The organism is Pseudomonas rhizosphaerae (assembly GCF_000761155.1).
GTDB classification, from domain to species: domain Bacteria; phylum Pseudomonadota; class Gammaproteobacteria; order Pseudomonadales; family Pseudomonadaceae; genus Aquipseudomonas; species Aquipseudomonas rhizosphaerae.
Genome location: NZ_CP009533.1, coordinates 89657 through 109883, shown reverse-complemented (window position 1 = coordinate 109883; position 20227 = coordinate 89657). Strand labels below are relative to the sequence as shown.

General features: G+C 62.5%; 16 protein-coding genes. All 16 read right to left on the bottom strand.

Translation table 11 applies throughout. The annotated features are described in order from the left end of the window. Positions 1–113 precede the first annotated feature (113 nt). The 16 genes from kdsA to uppS all read right to left on the bottom strand — a co-directional run bounded on the left by kdsA (position 114) and on the right by uppS (position 20226). Positions 114–959, bottom strand: coding sequence for a 3-deoxy-8-phosphooctulonate synthase (gene kdsA, locus LT40_RS00505; RefSeq protein WP_043185115.1), 846 nt, complete (start codon positions 957–959; stop codon positions 114–116). A 4-nt stretch (positions 960–963) separates the two neighbouring features. Continuing rightward, positions 964–2595, bottom strand: coding sequence for a CTP synthase (locus LT40_RS00500; RefSeq protein WP_043185113.1), 1632 nt, complete (start codon positions 2593–2595; stop codon positions 964–966). Between the two features lie 193 nt (positions 2596–2788). Then, entirely contained in the window at positions 2789–4078 is a 1290-nt protein-coding gene (tilS, locus tag LT40_RS00495) for a tRNA lysidine(34) synthetase TilS (RefSeq protein WP_052393162.1), read from the bottom strand. Between the two features lie 157 nt (positions 4079–4235). Next, positions 4236–5183 (bottom strand): acetyl-CoA carboxylase carboxyltransferase subunit alpha, encoded by a 948-nt coding sequence (locus LT40_RS00490; RefSeq protein WP_043185110.1) that lies wholly within the window; start codon positions 5181–5183, stop codon positions 4236–4238. A 127-nt stretch (positions 5184–5310) separates the two neighbouring features. Next, positions 5311–8832, bottom strand: coding sequence for a DNA polymerase III subunit alpha (gene dnaE, locus LT40_RS00485; protein ID WP_043185107.1), 3522 nt, complete (start codon positions 8830–8832; stop codon positions 5311–5313). Between the two features lie 71 nt (positions 8833–8903). Continuing rightward, positions 8904–9533 carry a ribonuclease HII gene (rnhB, locus tag LT40_RS00480; protein ID WP_043193191.1) on the bottom strand — a complete coding sequence of 210 codons (630 nt, stop codon included), beginning with the start codon at positions 9531–9533 and terminating at the stop codon, positions 8904–8906. A 22-nt stretch (positions 9534–9555) separates the two neighbouring features. Further along, positions 9556–10701, bottom strand: a complete 1146-nt coding sequence (lpxB, locus tag LT40_RS00475; protein ID WP_043185105.1) for a lipid-A-disaccharide synthase — start codon at positions 10699–10701, stop codon at positions 9556–9558. Beyond that, positions 10701–11477 (bottom strand): acyl-ACP--UDP-N-acetylglucosamine O-acyltransferase, encoded by a 777-nt coding sequence (gene lpxA, locus LT40_RS00470; protein ID WP_043185103.1) that lies wholly within the window; start codon positions 11475–11477, stop codon positions 10701–10703. The genes lpxB and lpxA overlap by 1 nt, the downstream gene beginning before the upstream one ends. Next, positions 11474–11914, bottom strand: a complete 441-nt coding sequence (gene fabZ / locus LT40_RS00465) for a 3-hydroxyacyl-ACP dehydratase FabZ (protein WP_043185101.1) — start codon at positions 11912–11914, stop codon at positions 11474–11476. The genes lpxA and fabZ overlap by 4 nt, the downstream gene beginning before the upstream one ends. A 111-nt stretch (positions 11915–12025) precedes the next feature. Continuing rightward, complete coding sequence (lpxD, locus tag LT40_RS00460; protein ID WP_043185099.1) at positions 12026–13081, bottom strand: UDP-3-O-(3-hydroxymyristoyl)glucosamine N-acyltransferase; 1056 nt, start codon at positions 13079–13081, stop codon at positions 12026–12028. A 1-nt stretch (position 13082) separates the two neighbouring features. Further along, positions 13083–13598, bottom strand: a complete 516-nt coding sequence (locus LT40_RS00455; protein ID WP_043185097.1) for an OmpH/Skp family outer membrane protein — start codon at positions 13596–13598, stop codon at positions 13083–13085. Positions 13599–13642: 44 nt separating this feature from the next. Continuing rightward, on the bottom strand, positions 13643–16015 hold the full coding sequence (gene bamA / locus LT40_RS00450) for an outer membrane protein assembly factor BamA (RefSeq protein ID WP_043185096.1): 2373 nt from the start codon (positions 16013–16015) through the stop codon (positions 13643–13645). Between the two features lie 73 nt (positions 16016–16088). Then, the gene (gene rseP, locus LT40_RS00445; RefSeq protein WP_043185093.1) at positions 16089–17438 is read right to left on the bottom strand and encodes a sigma E protease regulator RseP; all 1350 of its coding nucleotides are present in this window, start codon (positions 17436–17438) and stop codon (positions 16089–16091) included. A gap of 30 nt (positions 17439–17468) precedes the next feature. Then, positions 17469–18659 (bottom strand): 1-deoxy-D-xylulose-5-phosphate reductoisomerase, encoded by a 1191-nt coding sequence (ispC, locus tag LT40_RS00440; protein ID WP_043193190.1) that lies wholly within the window; start codon positions 18657–18659, stop codon positions 17469–17471. Next, positions 18656–19471 carry a phosphatidate cytidylyltransferase gene (locus LT40_RS00435; RefSeq protein WP_043185091.1) on the bottom strand — a complete coding sequence of 272 codons (816 nt, stop codon included), beginning with the start codon at positions 19469–19471 and terminating at the stop codon, positions 18656–18658. The genes ispC and LT40_RS00435 overlap by 4 nt, the downstream gene beginning before the upstream one ends. Further along, the gene (uppS, locus tag LT40_RS00430; protein WP_043185089.1) at positions 19471–20226 is read right to left on the bottom strand and encodes a polyprenyl diphosphate synthase; all 756 of its coding nucleotides are present in this window, start codon (positions 20224–20226) and stop codon (positions 19471–19473) included. The genes LT40_RS00435 and uppS overlap by 1 nt, the downstream gene beginning before the upstream one ends. Between the last annotated feature and the right edge of the window lies 1 nt (position 20227).

Genomic DNA, 20227 nt, shown 5'->3' with positions numbered 1-20227 from the left:
TATGAACACTCCAAAGTAGACGAGAACGACGCAGCGGGGGTATTGGTGGCCCATTCGCGGGCAGAGGGCTCGCGAAGCTTCACCACAACAAATCGGGCACTACTTTACCGCAATCAGGCCGTTTCGATCGCCGGGAAACCCTTGACCAGTTCATCGAGCGACTTGAGCTGGGCAAGAAACGGTTCCAGCTTGTCCAGGCGCAGCGCGCACGGGCCGTCGCACTTGGCGTTGTCCGGGTCCGGGTGGGCTTCCAGGAACAGGCCTGCCAGGCCCTGGCTCAGGCCCGCCTTGGCCAGGTCGGTGACCTGGGCGCGGCGGCCACCGGCGGAATCGCTGCGGCCGCCAGGCATCTGCAGGGCGTGGGTGACGTCGAAGAACACCGGGTATTCGAACGACTTCATGATGCCGAAGCCGAGCATGTCCACCACCAGGTTGTTGTAGCCGAAGCTCGAACCACGCTCGCAGAGGATCAACTGGTCGTTACCGGCTTCTTCGCACTTGGTCAGGATGTGTTTCATTTCCTGGGGTGCAAGGAACTGGGCTTTCTTGATGTTGATCACCGCGCCGGTCTTGGCCATGGCGACCACCAGATCGGTCTGGCGCGACAGGAAGGCCGGCAGCTGAATGATGTCGCATACCTCGGCGACCACGGCGGCCTGCGCAGGCTCGTGAACGTCGGTGATCAGCGGCACGTTGAAGGTCTTCTTGATCTCTTCGAAGATGCGCATGCCCTCCTCCAGGCCGGGGCCACGGTAGGAGGTCACCGAAGAGCGGTTAGCCTTATCGAAGCTGGCCTTGAACACGTAGGGAATGCCGAGCTTGTCGGTCACCCGCACGTATTCTTCACAGACCTTGAGGGCCATGTCGCGCGATTCCAGCACGTTCATGCCGCCGAACAACACGAATGGCTTGTCGTTGGCGATCTCGATGTCGCCTACGCGGATGATCTTCTGCGTCATGGGGTCAGGCCTTCTTCTGATGTTGAGCCAATGCTGCCTTGACGAAGCCACTGAACAACGGGTGACCGTCACGCGGCGTGGAAGTGAACTCGGGGTGGAACTGGCAGGCCACGAACCATGGGTGGTCCTTGGACTCGACCACTTCCACCAGCGCGCCATCGCCCGAGCGACCGGAAACCACCAGGCCGGCGTCGACCAGTTGCGGCAGCAGGTTGTTGTTCACTTCGTAGCGATGGCGATGACGCTCGACGATCACATCCTTGGCATAGCAATCGTGCACCTTGGAACCGCTGATCAGCTGGCAGTCCTGTGCCCCCAGACGCATGGTGCCACCCAGATCGGACGCTTCGGTACGGGTTTCCACGGCGCCGGTGGCGTCTTCCCATTCGGTGATCAAGCCCACCACCGGGTGGCCGCTGGCGCGGTCGAATTCGGTGGAGTTGGCGTCTTTCCAGCCCATTACGTTACGGGCGAATTCGATGACGGCCACCTGCATGCCCAGGCAGATGCCCAGGTACGGCACCTTGTTCTCGCGGGCGTACTGCACGGCGGTGATCTTGCCTTCCACGCCACGCAGGCCGAAACCGCCGGGCACCAGGATGGCGTCCACGCCTTCGAGCAGGGCTGTGCCCTGGTTCTCGATGTCTTCGGAATCGATGTAGCGCAGGTTGACCTTGGTGCGATTGCTGATGCCGGCATGGCTCATCGCTTCGATCAGCGACTTGTAGGCATCGAGCAGTTCCATGTACTTGCCGACCATGGCGATGGTCACTTCGTGTTCCGGGTTCAGCTTGGCATCGACGACCGCGTCCCATTCGGACAAGTCGGCGCCGCCACATTGCAGGCCGAAGCGCTCGACGACGAAATCATCCAGGCCCTGGGAGTGCAGGATGCCCGGGATCTTGTAGATGGTGTCGGCGTCTTCCAGAGCGATGACCGCGCGCTCTTCGACGTTGGTGAACTGGGCGATCTTGCGACGCGACGACATGTCGATCGGGTGATCGGAGCGGCACACCAGAATGTCGGGCTGCAAGCCGATGGAGCGCAGCTCCTTGACCGAGTGTTGGGTCGGCTTGGTCTTGGTCTCGCCCGCAGTGGCGATGTACGGCACCAGCGTCAGGTGCATGAGCATGGCGCGTTTGGCGCCGACCTCGAAACGCAGCTGGCGGATCGCTTCCAGGAACGGCTGGGATTCGATGTCGCCCACGGTACCGCCGATCTCGACCATGGCCACGTCGGCATCACCGGCGCCCTTGATGATGCGCCGCTTGATCTCGTCGGTGATGTGCGGGATGACCTGGATGGTCGCGCCCAGATAATCACCCCGGCGTTCCTTGCGCAGCACGTGCTCGTAGACGCGGCCGGTGGTGAAATTGTTGTTCTGGGTCATGGTCGTGCGGATGAACCGCTCGTAATGGCCCAGATCCAGGTCGGTCTCGGCGCCGTCGTGGGTGACGAACACTTCACCGTGCTGGAACGGGCTCATGGTGCCCGGGTCGACGTTGATGTACGGGTCCAGCTTGAGCATGGTGACTTTGAGCCCCCGCGCCTCCAGGATGGCCGCCAATGAAGCCGAGGCAATGCCTTTCCCCAATGAAGAAACAACACCGCCCGTGACGAAGATGTAGCGCGTCATGAAAAACCCTAGAAGTCTGCGTTAAAGCGGCAGAAGCCGCCGGGGAAAGCGAAGGAAGGCCGAAGCCCCCGACGACCAAAAACGGTTTGGCAATCGGCAACGTCCGTGAATCCGGTGGGTTCACAGAAGTTGTATCAAGAAGGGAGCGTAGTCTACCGGATTCCCCCCTTCTTCTCAAACTCTGCTCACCGGTTCACGGCGACCAGAGCAGTTGGCCGTCGACGCTGGCCAGCGGCAGGTTGGCCACGGCAACCAGGCGGTCGTCGACGAACAACAGGGGCAGACGATCGCGCACGAAGCCCGGCAGCCGACTTTCATTGAGCAGACGCTTGAGGTCGCGCTGGCCGCGGATGGGCAAACGCAGGCGTTCGCCGCCCTGGCGGTAGCGGATCTGCGCCCGGCCCAGCAGTGGGCGACCCTGCCAACGCACCTCGCCGTTTCCGAGCAGCGGCAAGGCTTCGCCCGTGGCTGGCCAATCCTGGCTCGCTGGCTGGGCCTGCGACCATTGGCCACTGACCCACCAGATCCGCCCATGTGCCCGGTGCAACTCACCGTCGGCCAGGCGCCAGACGGGCGTCGCTGCGGCATCGGCATCGCGCAGGGAGGTCCATCCGACCCAGTGCTGGGTGTCGGGCAGGCGCGTCAACGGCGCGAGCCAGCACTGCAGGGCGTTACGCTGGCGGCTGTCGGACAGGGCTTGCAGCGGCGCCAGCGCCAGGCTCGGTACGGACAGCCAGGAATGCTCGAGCGACCCACGCGCAGGCGCCAGGTCCTCTTCGGCCAGTTCGTCGAGCAGCTGCGCCGCTTCACCCAGATGGGCGGCAGCCCTGGCAATACTGCCGGCCGCCTGGGGCCAGCGCGCGGCGATCACGGGCAAGACCTCGCGACGCAGATAATTGCGAGCGAAACGGGTGTCGGTATTCGAAGGGTCTTCGATCCAGTGCAAGCCTTGACTGCGGGCATAGGCGAGCAATTCGCTACGCGGCTCATCGAGCAACGGCCTGGCCAACACCCCCTGCCCTTGCCGCCGCTGCTGCGGCATCGCCGCCAACCCCCGCACGCCAGCGCCGCGCAGCAGGCGAAACAGCACGGTCTCGGCCTGGTCGTCCTGGTGCTGGGCCGCGAACAGGACATCGCCACTCCCCAGTACCCCATCGAAGGCTCGATAGCGTGCCTGGCGCGCGGCTTGTTCCAGGCTCGGGCCGTTCTCGACATGCACCCGGATGATGCGCAACGGCACACCGAGCTGATCGCACAGGGATTGGCAGTGTGCGGGCCAGGTATCGGCGACCGATTGCAGACCGTGATGGATATGAAGAGCAGTCAGCGGCGGACGCTGGGGCAGGCCGGCCAACAGGTGCAGCAGGACGGTGGAGTCGAGGCCACCGGAGAAGGCGACGTACCAGGCGGGGGCGTTCAGATGAGGCTGCAGCCTGTGCAGCCTGTTGCTCAGGCGCTGGGACAGGGTGGAGGGTTCACGCATGGGGGCGATCCCTTTTCGGTGCATGGCTCGGGATCAGCGGTGCGCCCTTCGCGGGCAAGGCCCGCTCCCACAAGTATGGGGTTCACTCCGTACAATGTGGGAGCGGGGCGGGCGGCTGAGCCTTCTACCCGCGAAAGGCGCGCCGCAATCTCGAACCTTACAACCCGTAGCTCATCAACCGGTCATACCGGCGGCTGAGCAAAGTCTCTGTGTCGAAACCCTTGAGCATGTCCAACTGGCTGGTCAGCTCGGCGCGGATCAGGGCCGAGGCGGCGACCGGATCGCGATGAGCACCACCCAGCGGCTCGTCGATTACCTTGTCGACGATGCCCAGGTGATTCAAGCGCTCGGCGGTGATGCCCATGGCTTCGGCCGCGTCCGGCGCCTTTTCGGCGGTCTTCCACAGAATCGAGGCGCAACCTTCCGGCGAAATCACCGCATAGGTCGAATACTGCAGCATGTTCAGCTGATCGCAGACACCGATCGCCAGCGCACCACCGGAACCACCTTCACCGATAACGGTGGCGATGATCGGCGTTTTCAGGCGTGCCATCACGCGCAGGTTCCAGGCGATCGCTTCGCTCTGGTTGCGCTCTTCGGCATCGATACCCGGATACGCGCCCGGGGTGTCGATGAACGTGAGGATCGGCATCTTGAAGCGCTCGGCCATTTCCATCAGGCGGCAGGCCTTGCGGTAGCCTTCAGGACGGGGCATGCCGAAGTTGCGACGGACCTTCTCGCGCACTTCGCGGCCTTTCTGGTGGCCGATGATCATCACCGGTTGCTCGTCAAGACGGGCGACACCGCCAACGATGGCGGCATCGTCGGAGAAGTGGCGGTCGCCGTGCAGCTCATCGAACTCGGTGAAAATGTGCTGGATGTAGTCCAGGGTGTAGGGGCGACGCGGGTGACGTGCCAGCCGGGCAATCTGCCAGCTGGTCAGGTTGCCGAAGATGCTTTCGGTCAGCGTGCTGCTCTTGTCCTGCAGGCGAGAGATTTCGTCGCCGATGTTCAACGAGTTGTCGTTGCCCACCAGGCGCAGCTCTTCGATCTTGGCTTGCAGGTCAGCGATCGGCTGTTCGAAATCAAGAAAATTCGGGTTCATAGGCATCCGTCTTGGGTCGACGGCCAAGCGGCCGGCCGGTTGATCCGTTTGGCGCCATACCTTAAAGGAAACGGCGCGTTCAGGTCGAGTTTATTAATTGTGGTCGAACCCGCCCCTCGGGGCCAGTTCAACGATATTGCAGAAAGACGTTCTCACGGCCGAACTGGTCACGCAGCGCTTGAATCAAGCTGTCGCCCGGGTCGATACGCCATCCTTCGCCGAACTGCAGCGTCGCCTTGGCATCGCTGCTGGTGTATTCCATGGTAATCGGGCAAGCGCCACGGTGCTGACGGCACAATTCGCCCAGCCAGCCGAGACGATCGCCACCCAGCCCGTCGGCATGCACCTTGAGGCGCAAGCTTTCGGCCAGGTTGGTGCGCGCATCTTCCATGCTCATCACGCGCTTGACGCGCAGGCGCAGGCCACCAGAGAAGTCGTCGTTGCTGACCTCCCCTTCCACCACCACCATGGCATCGGTCTGCAGCAGCGATTGCGCCGACATGAAGGCATCGGCGAACAGCGAGGCCTCGATGCGCGCCGAGCGGTCGTCGAGGGTGATGAAGCCCATCTTGTCGCCTTTCTTGTTCTTCATCACCCGCAGGGCGATGACCATGCCGGCCACCGTCTGGGTTTCGCGCGATGGTTTGAGGTCGATGATGCGTTGCCGCGCGAAGCGGCGGATCTCGCCTTCGTATTCGTCGATCGGGTGCCCGGTGAGGTACAACCCAAGGGTTTCCTTCTCGCCGCGCAGCCGCTCCTTGAGGGTCAGCTCCTTGGCCTTGCGATGGCTGGCATAGACATCCGCATCGGCCTCCACGAACACGCCGCCGAACAGGTCGTTGTGGCCGCTGTCATGGGTGCGTGCCGTCTGCTCCGCCGCCTTGATCGCGCCTTCCATGGCCGACAGCAGCACCGCGCGGTTGCGGTCGATGTTGGCCTGGTAGGCTTTGGTTTCTTCGTGGAAATGCGGACCCAGGCGGTCGATCGCGCCGCTGCGGATCAGACCGTCGAGGGTGCGCTTGTTGATGCGCTTGAGGTCGACGCGCTCGCAGAAGTCGAACAGGTCCTTGAACGGACCGGCCTGGCGCGCCTCGATGATCGCCTCCACCGGGCCTTCGCCCACGCCCTTGATCGCGCCCAGCCCGTAGACGATGCGACCGTCGTCGTTGACCGTGAACTTGAACTCGGAGTTGTTCACGTCAGGTGCATCCAGGCGCAGTTTCATGCTGCGCAACTCTTCGATGAGGGTCACGACCTTGTCGGTGTTGTGCATGTCCGCCGACAGCACCGCAGCCATGAACGGCGCCGGGTAGTGGGTCTTGAGCCAGGCGGTCTGGTACGACACCAGGCCATAGGCGGCGGAGTGGGACTTGTTGAAACCGTACCCGGCGAACTTTTCCACCAGGTCGAAGATGTTGCCTGCCAGGTCCGGGTCGATGTTGTTGGTCGCGCACCCATCGATGAAGCCGCCGCGCTGCTTGGCCATCTCCTCGGGCTTCTTCTTGCCCATGGCGCGGCGCAGCATGTCGGCACCACCGAGGGTGTAGCCCGCCATCACCTGGGCGATCTGCATCACCTGTTCCTGATACAGAATGATGCCGTAGGTAGGAGCCAGGACTGGTTTCAGCCCTTCGTACTGGTAGTCCGAGTGCGGATAGGCCAGCTCGGCGCGGCCGTGCTTGCGGTTGATGAAGTCATCCACCATGCCCGACTGCAGCGGGCCTGGGCGGAACAGCGCCACCAGGGCGATAAGGTCTTCCAGGCAGTCGGGCTTGAGCTTCTTGATCAGCTCTTTCATGCCGCGCGACTCGAGCTGGAACACCGCGGTGGTCTCGGCCTTCTGCAGCAACTGGTAGGTCGGTTTGTCGTCGAGCGGAATGAAGGCGATGTCCAGCGGCGCTTCGTTGACCTTGGCGCGGTCGCGGTTGATGGTCTTCAACGCCCAGTCGATGATGGTCAGGGTCCGCAGGCCGAGGAAGTCGAACTTGACCAGGCCGGCGGCCTCCACGTCATCCTTGTCGAACTGGGTCACCAGGCCGTCGCCGGCCTCGTCGCAGTAGATCGGCGCGAAGTCGGTGAGTTTGGTCGGCGCGATCACCACACCACCGGCGTGCTTGCCGACGTTACGCACCACACCTTCGAGCTTGCGCGCCATGTCCCAGATTTCCGCCGCTTCCTCATCGACCTTGATGAAGTCGCGCAGGATCTCTTCCTGCTCGAAGGCCTTTTCCAGGGTCATGCCGACTTCGAACGGGATCATCTTGGACAGGCGGTCGGCCAGGCCGTAGGACTTGCCCTGCACCCGTGCCACGTCGCGCACCACCGCCTTGGCCGCCATGGAGCCGAAGGTGATGATCTGGCTCACGGCGTTGCGGCCATACTTGTCCGCCACGTAGTCGATGACCCGGTCGCGGCCATCCATGCAGAAGTCGACGTCGAAGTCGGGCATGGAAACCCGCTCGGGGTTGAGAAAGCGTTCGAACAGCAGGTCGTATTCCAGCGGGTCGAGGTCGGTAATCTTCTGGACATAGGCTACCAGGGAGCCAGCGCCCGACCCCCGGCCCGGACCCACCGGCACGCCATTGCTCTTGGCCCACTGGATGAAGTCCATCACGATCAGGAAGTAACCTGGAAAGCCCATCTGGATGATGATGTCGAGCTCGAAATTCAGTCGGTCGACATACACCTGCCGCCGCTCTTCGTAGTTCTCGGTGGTGTCCTTGGGCAAGAGCACGGCAAGGCGTTCTTCCAGGCCGTCGAACGAGACCTTGCGGAAGTACTCATCGATGGTCATGCCATCGGGAATCGGGTAGTCGGGCAGGAAGTGCTTGCCCAGCTTGACGTCGATGTTGCAGCGCCTGGCGATCTCGACGGTGTTTTCCAGCGCCTCGGGCAGATCGCTGAACAACTCGGCCATCTCTTCCGCGCTTTTGAGGTACTGCTGGTCGCTGTAGTTTTTGTTGCGGCGCGGGTCGTCCAGCGCGCGGCCTTCACCGATGCACACGCGGGTCTCGTGGGCCTCGAAATCTTCCTGCTTGATGAAGCGCACATCGTTGGTCGCCACCAGAGGCGCACCCAGGCGGTCGGCCAGGGCGACGGCCGCATGCAGGTACTCTTCGTCGTTGGTGCGATTGGTCCGCTGCACCTCGACGTAGAAACGCTCGGGAAATATCGCCATCCACTCGCGCAACAGGTTGTCGGCGTCGCCCGGATAGCCGCCCAGCAGGGCCATGCCGATCTCGCCCTCCTTGGCCGCCGACAGGCAGATCACGCCTTCGCTAGCTTCGGCCACCCACTGCCGCTCGACGATCACCTGGCCGTTGCGCTGGCCTTCGATGAAGCCGCGGGAAATCAGTTCGGTTATGTTGCGATAACCCACGGCGTTCATCGCCAGCAGGCTGATGCGACTCAGAGGGCCATCGGGGTCGCGATTGGCCAACCACAGGTCGGCGCCGCAGATCGGCTTGATGCCGGCGCCCATCGCGGCCTTGTAGAACTTCACCAGCGAACACATGTTGTTCTGATCGGTCACCGCCACCGCAGGCATGTTCATACCGGCCAGCGCCTTGACCAGCGGCTTGATCCGCACCAGGCCGTCGACCAGCGAGTATTCGGTGTGCAAGCGAAGATGAACGAAGGAAACCGACATGTTGATCCTATGGTGACGGGTAGAACGACAAGGCCCGGATTGTACCGGGCCTTGATCAAAACATCAGCCTGCTAGACCCAGGCGGGTGCTTGATCGATGCTTTCGCGAGCCTGCCACGCAGCGCGGACCGGCGCGAACGATCGCCGATGAATGGGCGTGGGGCCCAGGCGAGCCAAAGCTTCCAGATGCACTGGCGTAGGGTAGCCCTTGTGCCCGCCCATGCCATAGCCTGGGTAGATCAATTCGAAAGCGGACATTTCCCGGTCGCGACTGACCTTGGCCAGGATCGAAGCGGCGGCGATGGCCGGGACCTTCGCGTCGCCCTGGATCACCGGGGCACTGGGCACATCCAGCTGCGGGCAGCGATTGCCGTCGATCAACGCCAGTTTCGGCGTAATGCTCAAGCCCTGCACCGCCCGCTGCATGGCCAGCATGGTCGCATGGAGAATGTTCAGCCGGTCGATCTCTTCCACTTCGGCGCGGGCAATGCACCAGGCCAGGGCCTTCTCGCAGATTTCTTCGTAGAGCATTTCACGACGCGCTTCGGTCAGCTTCTTGGAGTCGTTGAGACCCAGGATCGGCCGGCGCGGATCGAGAATCACCGCTGCCGTCACCACCGCGCCGCACAATGGGCCGCGGCCGACTTCGTCGACGCCGGCGACCAGTTCCTCGACCAGATCGAAATCCAGACCCATCTGCAGTTGCCTGCTTGTCTGTAGTGACTTAGCCATCATTCCTGCCTATCAGTTTCAGCACGGCGTCGGCCGCCTGGTTGGAGGCGTCGCGACGCAGCGTGCGGTGAATCGCGTCAAAAGCGCTGGTCTGCTCCTCGCCACCTGCCAGCAGGGGTAGCAACTGCGCTACCAACGCCTGAGGCGTAGCGTCATCCTGCAACAACTCGGGCACCAGCATGCGCTGGGCCAGCAGGTTGGGCAACGACACGTAGGGGCTTTTGACCATGCGCTTGAGAATCCAGTACGTCACGGGCGCCAGCCGGTAGGCCACTACCATGGGGCGCTTGTACAGCAGGGCCTCCAGGGTAGCCGTGCCGGAAGCGATCAGCACCGCGTCACAAGCGGCCAGCGCGGTGTGCGAGCCACCGTCGAGCAAGGTCACCGGCATCGTGCGCCCGGCGAGCATTTGCTCCAGTTGCGCACGCCGCTGCGGGTTGGCGCAGGGGATTACGAAGCGTGTGTGTGGTTGCGATTGCAGGAGCAACTGGGCACTGTCGAGGAACAGCTCGCCCAGACGGCCGACTTCGCCGCCCCGGCTGCCGGGCATCAACGCCACGACTGGATGATCGCTGGGCAGGCCCAACTGCAAGCGGGCCTGTTCACGGTCAGCTTGCAGCGCAATGGTGTCGGCCAGCGGATGACCGACGAAGCGCACCGGGACGCCCTGCTCTTCGTAGAACCTGGCCTCGAAGGGCAGCAGCGTCAGCATCAGGTCGCAACCCTTGCGAATCTTCAACACCCGCTTCTGCCGCCAGGCCCAGACCGAGGGGCTCACGTAGTGCACCGTCTTGATCCCGGCCTGGCGCAGCTTAAGTTCCATGTTCAGGGTGAAATCGGGGGCGTCGATGCCGATGAACACATCCGGCTTGCACGCGATCAGCTCGGCAATCAGCTGCTTGCGCCGCGCCAGCAGTTCACGCAGGCGGCCCAGCACTTCGACCAGGCCCATCACTGCCAGGCGCTCCATCGGGAAGCGGCTGACCATCCCCTCGGCTTCCATCAGCGGACCGCCGACGCCGATGAACTGGATGTGCGGATGGCGTGCCTTGAGCGCGCGCATCAGCCCTGAACCCAGGATGTCGCCACTGGCTTCGCCTGCCACCAGTGCTACGGTCAGCGGTGCGGGGTGAGACATCAGCGGGTGATGCCGCGGGTCGAGGACTGGATCGACTTTAGGAACACGTCGACTTCGGGGTGCAGCCGCGCAGGTTCTTCCAGATCGAGCAGGGCCTGCTCGACGGTCAAGCCACGGCGGTAGACCGTCTTGTAGGCACGGCGCAGCGCGTGGATCGCTTCATCGCTGAAACCGCGGCGGCGCATGCCTTCGAAATTCATGCTGCGGGCTTCGGCCGGGTTGCCGAATACCGTGACATAGGCCGGTACATCCTTGCCGATGGCCGTACCCATACCGGAAAAACTGTGGGCACCGATGTGGCAATACTGGTGCACCAGGGTGAAGCCGGACAGAATCGCCCAGTCATGCACATGCACGTGACCGGCCAAGGCCGTGTTGTTGACCAGGATGCAATGATTGCCTATGACGCTGTCGTGCCCGATATGGGCATAGGCCATGATCAGGTTGTGGTCGCCCAGCGTGGTTTCGGCGCGGTCCTGCACGGTGCCGCGGTGAATGGTCACGCCTTCGCGGATGACGTTGTGGTCACCGATGACCAAGCGGGTTTCCTCGCCCTTGTACTTGAGGTCCGGCGTGTCTTCCCCGATGGAGGAAAACTGGTAGATACGGTTGTGCCTGCCGATGCGGGTCGGCCCCTTGAGGATGACATGGGGACCGATCACTGTGCCCTCGCCGATTTCTACGCCCGCACCAACGATCGACCAAGGGCCGACTTCGACGCCATCTGCCAGAACGGCGGACGGGTCGATGATGGCGCGAGGGTCAATCAAACTCATAGCTTGCGTTCCGCACAGATGATCTCGGCCGAGCAGACCGGCTTGCCGTCCACCGACGCCTTGCAGTCGAACTTCCAGATCTGGCGCTTGCAGCTGATGAACTTGGCTTCCAGGATCAACTGGTCGCCGGGCAGCACAGGCTGGCGGAAACGCAGCTTGTCCGAACCCACGAAGTAGTAGAGCGTACCGTCGGCCGGTTTGACGTCGAGCATCTTGAAACCAAGAATGCCGGCGGCCTGGGCCATGGCCTCGATGATCAACACGCCTGGCATGATCGGGTGCGCAGGGAAGTGACCATTGAAGAACGGCTCGTTGATGCTGACATTCTTGTAGGCGCGAATGCTCTGGCTTTCGACGTCCAGCTCCACTACGCGATCCACCAACAGAAAGGGATAGCGGTGCGGCAGGTATTCGCGAATCTCGTTGATGTCCATCATTTCGGGGGGAAGCCTGTAGTAAAGATAGGGAGCGCGCGGCTGACGCGCGACACTCCTATTGCAAATCAAGGGGCAGTCTAGCGGCTGGGCACACTTGATATGGAAAAGGTATCAGCCATCAGATGACGCTTTACCGCCTTGGGTCACTGCCTCGACATGCTTTTCCACCTGCTTGAGGCGCCGAGCCATGTCATCCAACTGCCGCAATCGCGCGGCGCTCTTGCGCCACTCGGCCGCTGGCTGCATCGCCGTACCCGAGGAATAGGCCCCAGGTTCGGTGATCGAATGGGTCACCATGGTCATGCCAGTGATGAATACGCCATCGCAGATCTCGATGTGCCCGACCAGGCCTACGCCGCCTGCGAGCATGCAATTCTTGCCGATCTTACTGCTTCCCGAAATACCGACACACGCCGCCATGGCGGTGTTATCGCCAATCTGTACGTTGTGGGCAATCTGGATCTGGTTGTCGAGCTTCACGCCGTTGCCAATCACGGTATCGGCCAAAGCCCCGCGATCGACGGCGGTGTTCACACCGATCTCGACGTCGTCGCCGATGCTGACGCCGCCGATCTGGGCGATTTTCTGCCACACGCCCTTCTCGTTGGCGAAGCCGAAGCCCTCACCTCCCAGCACGGCGCCCGACTGGATAACCACGCGCTTGCCGATGCGCACATCGTGATACAGAGTCACACGAGGCGCCAACCAGCCGCCTTCGCCGATCTCGCAACGTGCACCGATGAAGCAGTGCGCGCCGATGGTCACACCGGCGGCGATCCTGGCACCGCTTTCCACGACGGCAAACGGCCCGACGCTGGCAGCCGCGTCGACCTGGGCATCGGCGGCAATGACGGCCGAGGGATGCACGCCAGCACTGGCACGGGGCTTGGGATCGAACAGATGGGAGATGCGTGCATAGGCAAGATAGGGATCGGGGACGATCAGTGCGTCACCCTGGAAACCTTCGGCATCGGCTGCCTTGAGCAGCACGGCACCGGCATGGCTATCGGGCAGGAACTTGCGGTACTGCGGATTGGCCAGAAAGCTCAGCTGAGCTGGGCCGGCCTCCTGCAAGGTGGCCAGCCCAGTGATGATCTTCTCCGGGTCGCCACTGACCGTGGCCCCCAGGAACTCGGCCAGCTGGCCGAGCTTCATGGTCGCTGTCATATCAGCGCGACTGATTCATGCGCTCGATGACCTGGCGAGTGATGTCGAACTGAGGTTTGACATCAATCACCGCACCGCGCTCCAGCACCAGGTCGAAGGCACCTTTCTTGATGACTTCCTCAACGGCACCGTCGAGCTTGGGCTTGAGCTGCTTGAGCATTTCGCGGTCGGCAACGGCCTTGGCTTCGTTCAGCTCCTTGGACTGGAACTGGAAGTCGCGGGCTTTCTGCTTGAATTCGAGCTCCAGGCGCTCACGCTCGGGCTGGGCCATCTTGTCGCCACCGGCAACCAGGCGGTCCTGGATGCTCTTGGCGCTGCTTTCCAGGGTCTTGAGCTTGCTCAGTTGCGGGCCGAATTTCTTCTCGGCATCGACCGCGTATTTCTTGGCAGCGTCAGACTCGAGCAGCGCCATCTGATAGTTCAGAACAGCGATTTTCATGTCGGCGAAGGCCGGAGCGGCACCCAACGAGGCGGCGAGGGTCGCGGCCAGAACAACCATTTGAGTCAACTTGCGCACAATAAACTCCTACAAAATCCGTTGTTGTTGCCAAGGAGCAGACCTTAGAAGGTCTGGCCCAGAGAGAATTGGAAGACCTGGGTTTCGGCATTGTCAGGCTTCTTGACCGGCATCGCCAGGCTGAAGCTCAGTGGGCCCAGGGCGGTGATCCAGGTCACGCCCAAGCCGGCGGAGACGGCCATGTTGGCGATGTCGATGTCGTTGCAGCGGACAACCTTTTTGTCTGCTGTAACCGAGTCACTGCAGTTGGTGTCGAAGACGTTACCGACGTCAACGAACAGGGACGTACGCAGCGAGCGTTGGTCTTTTACGAATGGCAAAGGAAACAGTACTTCTGCGCCACCGGTGATCTGGACGTTACCACCGAAGGCCAGCGGGTCTGTGTCAGGGTCGTCCAACGTACCGCGACGAGGGTTTTCCTTGCTCGGCGTGCTGCGCGGACCCAGCGTGCTGTCCTTGAAGCCACGTACAGAGTTGAAACCACCGGCGTAGTAGTTCTCATAGAACGGCAAGCCGTCGGTCGAGCCATAGCCGTCACCGTAACCCAGCTCGGTGTGGAAGCGCATCGTGTAGTTTTCGGTCACCGGCACAAACGCCTGGTTGCGGTAGTCGATCTTGAAGAACGACAAGTCGCTGCCTGGAATGGTGATTTCACCCGTCAAGCTTTGCGAAGCACCGCGGGTCGGCAGCACGCCTTTGTTCAGCGTCGACGAAGACCAACCGGCGGACGCCTTGAAGTTGGTGAACTTCTCACCTTCCTTCTCGGTGAAATCGAAGATTTCGTTGACGGTGTACTTACCGGTCTTGATCTCGTCCTGCTGCACGCTCAAGCCGAAGGTCAAGCGCGAGGTTTCGCTGATCGGGTAGCCGAAGTTCATGCCGGCGCCCAGACTGTCCACGGCATAGCTGGCCACGTCGACGTCGAGGTCGTCGTAGTCGGTGGTGCGGTAGAAAGCGTTATAGCCCAGGCTGACGCCGTCCGGCGTGTAGTACGGGTCGGTGTAGCTGAAGTTGTAGCGGCTCTGGTACTCGCTGCGGGTCAGGCCGATCGACACGCGGTTACCGGTACCCAGGAAGTTGTTCTGGCTGATCGAACCACCCAAAATCAAACCGGCGCTCTGGGCGAAGCCGACGCTGGCGGTGATCGAACCCGACGCCTGCTCTTCCACGGCATAGTTGACGTCGACCTGGTCGTCGGTACCGGGCACGGCCGGCGTCTCGACGTTCACTTCCTTGAAGAAGCCAAGGCGCTCGAGGCGGGTCTTGGATTGGTCGATCAAGTAGGTCGAAGCCCAGCCGCCTTCCATCTGGCGCATTTCGCGACGCAGCACTTCGTCTTCCGACTTGGTGTTGCCACGGAAGTTGATGCGGTTGACGTAGGCACGCTTGCCCGGATCGACCACGAAGGTGATGTCGACGGTGTGGTCTTCATCGTGCGGCTGAGGCACGCCGTTGACGTTGGCAAAGGTGTAGCCGTCGTTACCCAGGCGGCGGGTGATCAGCTCGGAGGTCGACGTCATGACCTTGCGCGAGAACACCTGGCCCTTCTTCACCAGCATCAACTGCTGGACCTGGTCTTCGGGCACCTTCAAGTCGCCGCTGAGCTTGACGTCGCGAACGGTGTACTTTTCACCTTCGTTGACGTTGACGGTGATGTAGACGTGTTTCTTGTCCGGGGTGATCGACACCTGCGTGGACGCGATGTCCATGTTGATGTAACCGCGGTCCAGGTAGTAGGAGCGCAGACGCTCCAGGTCACCGGACAGCTTTTCGCGTGCGTACTTGTCGTCGTTGCGGAAGAACGACAGCCAGTTGGACGTCTTGAGCTCGAACAGGTCGGTCAGGTCTTCCTCGGGGAACACCGAGTTGCCCACCACGTTGATGTGCTGGATGGCCGCGACCGTGCCTTCGTTGATGTTGATCTTCAGGGCCACACGGTTGCGCGGCTGGGTGACCACTTCGGTGTCGACCGATGCCGAGTAGCGGCCCTGGGCCACGTACTGACGCTGCAACTCGTTGCGCACGCCTTCGAGGGTCGCGCGCTGGAAGATCTCGCCTTCGGCCAGGCCGGACTGCTTGAGGCCCTTCATCAGGTCTTCGGTGGAGATCGCCTTGTTACCTTCGATGTCGATACTGGCCACCGAAGGTCGTTCGACCACGGTGATCACCAGGACGTTACCGTCCCGGCCCAGCTGGATATCCTGGAAGAACCCGGTTTTGAAGAGTGCACGGGTCGATTCCACCAGGCGACCGTCGTCGGCCTGATCACCTACGTTCAACGGCAACGCGCCAAACACGCTGCCGGCGGAAACCCGCTGCAGACCGTTGACACGAATATCGGAGATGGTGAAGGACGCGGCGTGAACTTCAGCGATCATCAGTACGGCAAGAACCGCAGTTAGCAGCAGACGTTTCATGAAGTCCTTTCTTATTCCAACTGGCAATAAACAAACTGCCGCAGAAGCGGCAGGTTCGCAAACGAGCGAAGCGTTACAGACGACCCAGATCGTTTATCAGGGCGAGCAGCATGACCCCAACCACCAGACTGATGCCGATCTGGATTCCCCAACCCTGTACCCGATCAGAGACGGGGCGACCACGCACCCACTCAATCAGGTAGAACAACAGATGCCCCCCATCCAGTACCGGAATGGGCAGCAAATTGAGAACTCCGAGGCTTATGCTCAGGTAGGCGAGGAAATTCAGGAAATCCCCAAAACCCGACTGGGCCGAAGCGCCCGCCACTTTAGCAATGGTTATCGGTCCACTCAAGTTTTTTACCGAGAGCTCGCCGAACAGCATTTTCTTCAGGGAATCAAGGGTCAGCACGCTCATGGTCCAGGTGCGCCTGGCGCCTTCGACCACTGCATCCAGTGGCCCGTAGCTGACTTCACGCAGCATTTGCGGGGGCCATTCGACCGGTTTCACCCCGGCGCCCAAGTACCCTGCGGCTTTGCCCTCGCCCTTGGAAACGAGGTTGACCGGCACGTCCAACGGGGCATTGTCGCGTTCCACGCGCAGTACGATGCGACTGTCCGGACGTTCGCGCACCAGGTCCACGACCTGCTGCCAATCGCCCAGTGGCTGGCCGTCCAGCGCCAGCAGGCGGTCTCCGGTGCGCAGGCCGGCGGCCTGAGCGGGGCCGTTCGGATCGAGTTCGGCAAGGATCGGTGCCAGCGCCGGACGCCAGGGACGAATGCCCAGCGAGCGAATCGGATCGGGCTCATCGGAGCCTTGCAGCCATTGATTCAAGGCCAGCGAACGCGTGGTTTCCGCGGTTGCGCCCGGCTCGCGCACGGTCAGTTGCAAGGCTCCGGTTTCGCCCAGGCGACGGACCATCTGCAGGTTCACCGCAGCCCAACCCGCCGTGCTTTCGCCATCAACGGCAACGATTTCCTCGCCCGCCATCAGACCGGCGGTTGCCGCAATACTGCCCGGCTCGACCGAGCCGACTACCGGCTTGAGTTGCTGAGTGCCCAGCATTGCGAGCAGCCAGAAGAAAACCAGCGCCAGCAGAAAGTTGGCCACCGGACCGGCGGCGACGATGGCAATGCGCTGACGCACGCTCTTGCGGTTAAAAGACTGCTCCGCCTGGTCGGCCGGCACTTCGCCTTCACGCTCGTCGAGCATCTTGACGTAGCCGCCCAAGGGAATCGCCGCAACGACGAACTCGGTGCCCTGGCGGTCGTGCCAGCGCAGCAGCGGCGTGCCGAAACCCACCGAAAAACGCAGCACCTTGACGCCACAGCGCCGTGCGACCCAGAAATGGCCAAACTCGTGAAAGGTAACCAGCACACCCAATGCCACCAAGGTGCCGATAATCATGTAGAGCGCACTCATAACTCTCTCCGAACTACGGCCATACGGGTGTCAGTTCCCGTGCTGGTTCAACCATTGCTGGGCCAGATCGCGCGCGCGCGCATCCGCGGCGAAGACCGTATCGAGCGTGTCCAGCGCAACGACCGGCTCCTGGTTCAAGACGTCTTCGATCATACGCGGGATCTGCGGGTAGCGTATGCGACGCTCGAGGAACGCCGCCACTGCGATTTCGTTCGCCGCGTTGAGCATGGCCGGGGCACTGTCGCCCGCCTCGGCTGCCTGCCGCGCCAGGCGCAGGCAGGGAAACCGCTGCTCGTCCGGCGCCTCGAAATCCAGCCGGGCGATGGCGAACAGGTCCAGAGGTGCCACGCCGGAGTCCACACGTTGAGGCCAGGCCATGGCATGGGCGATCGGCGTGCGCATGTCGGGGTTGCCCAACTGAGCCAGCACCGAGCCGTCGACATAGTCGACCAGGGAATGGATCACGCTTTGCGGATGCACGACCACTTCGATCTGCTCGGGACGCGCATCGAACAGCCAGCACGCCTCGATCAGCTCCAGGCCCTTGTTCATCATGCTCGCCGAATCGACGGAAATCTTGCGCCCCATCGACCAATTGGGGTGGGCGCAGGCCTGCTCAGGGGTGACCTGTTCCAGCTGCTGCAGCGGAGTCTGCCGAAACGGTCCGCCTGATGCGGTCAGCAGAATCCGGCGCACACCGACCTGACTCAGGCCACGCTCGAAATCACGGGGCATGCACTGGAAAATGGCGTTGTGTTCGCTGTCGATCGGCAACACGACGGCGCCGCTGTCGCGCACGGCCTGCATGAACAAGGCGCCCGACATGACCAGCGCTTCCTTGTTGGCCAGCAGCACTTTCTTGCCTGCACGCACCGCTGCCAGCGTCGGGCGCAAACCCGCCGCGCCGACGATGGCCGCCATCACGGCATCCACTTCCGGCGCCGCCGAAACCTGGCACAGGCCCTCTTCACCGATCAGTACCTCGGTGCGCGATCCGGCTTGAAGCAATGCCTGCTGCAGGGCGCTGGCGCATTCCTGACTGGGCACCACGGCAAACACCGGGCGATGCACCAGGCACAGCGCCAAGAGCTCGTCCATGCGCGAAAAGCCGGTCAGGGCGAACGCGGCGTAGCGATCCGGATGGCGAGCAATCACGTCGAGCGTGCTCAGGCCAATGGAGCCGGTCGCGCCCAGTACGGTAATACGCTGCACGCGGCTCACATCACGCCCCAGCCAGCGGCCCACAGCAGTACGGCGAACACCGGTACGGCTGCGGTCAGGCTGTCGATGCGATCCAGTACACCGCCATGGCCGGGCAGCAGGTTGCTGCTGTCCTTGATGCCCGAACGACGCTTGAACATGCTTTCGGTCAGATCGCCCACGACCGAAATGGCCACCACGATCGCAGCGCCGACCAGGCCCGCGAGCATCTGGCCGACGCCCCAGTCACGCACCAGGCCGATGGCCAGGGTGATCAACAGGCTGGTCACCAGCCCGCCGTAGAAACCTTCCCAGCTTTTGCCGGGGCTGACCTGCGGCGCCAGCTTGCGCTTGCCCAAGGCTTTGCCGGTGAAGTAGGCGCCGATGTCGGCACCCCACACCAGCACCATAACGGTCATGATCAGCCAGTTACCCAGCGGCCAACCCTTGAGCAGCACCAGGCCTTGCCAGGCCGGCAGCAGGATCAGCAGGCCGATCAGCAACTTGCAGGCAAGGCTGGCCCAATGCTCACTGGTGCGCGGATACGTCAGCACCAGGAACGTGGCCAGGCACCACCACAGCACTGCAGCACCGAGCACGAACGGCGCCAGCCCGGGCGTGAGGTAGAGGAAGAACAACAGGCCCGCTACCACGGCCGCGAAGGCAATGCGCGCCGGTTGTTTTTCGAAACCGGCCAGGCGCGCCCATTCCCAGGCGCCCAAGGTCACCACCAGGCCGATGAACAGGGCGAAACCCGCCCCTTCGAGCAGGAAGAAACCGCACAGGGCAATCGGCAACAGGATCAGCGCAGTGATGATGCGTTGTTTAAGCATTAAGCACGGGCTCCGGCTTCGACCTGCTCGCTCGTTTTACCGAACCGCCGCTGGCGCGAAGCGAAATCGGCCAGCGCCGTGCGCATGGCCTCGTGTTTGAAATCCGGCCAGAACAGGTCGGAAAAGTACAGCTCGGCGTAGGCCAGCTGCCACAGCAGGAAGTTGCTGATGCGATGCTCGCCGCCGGTACGGATGCACAGATCCGGCAAGGGCAAGTCACCCGTGGCCAGACAGGTCTGCAGCAGATCGGGGGTGATGTCTTCGGGCTTGAGGTGGCCAGCCTGGACTTCCCGGGCAAGACGCTGGGCCGCCTGGGCAATGTCCCACTGACCGCCATAATTGGCGGCGATCTGCAGGACGAAGCGGTCGTTGCCGGCGGTGGCCGCTTCGGCTTCGCGCATGGCGGCCTGCAACTCGGGGTGGAACCGCGAGCGGTCACCGATGATCCGCAGGCTGATCCGGTTGTCGTTCAGGCGCCGCGCCTCGCGACGCAGCGCACTGAAGAACAGCTCCATCAGCGCCCCGACCTCGTCGGCCGGACGCTGCCAGTTCTCGCTGGAAAAAGCGAACAAGGTCAGTACCTCGACCTTGGCCTCGGCACACACCTCGATGACCGCGCGTACGGCATCCACACCGGCCTTGTGCCCAGCGACACCGGGCAGCAAACGTTTCTTGGCCCAGCGATTGTTGCCATCCATGATGATCGCAACATGCCGCGGTACCGTGGAAGGTACAGCCAACTTGGTCTTTTCCATG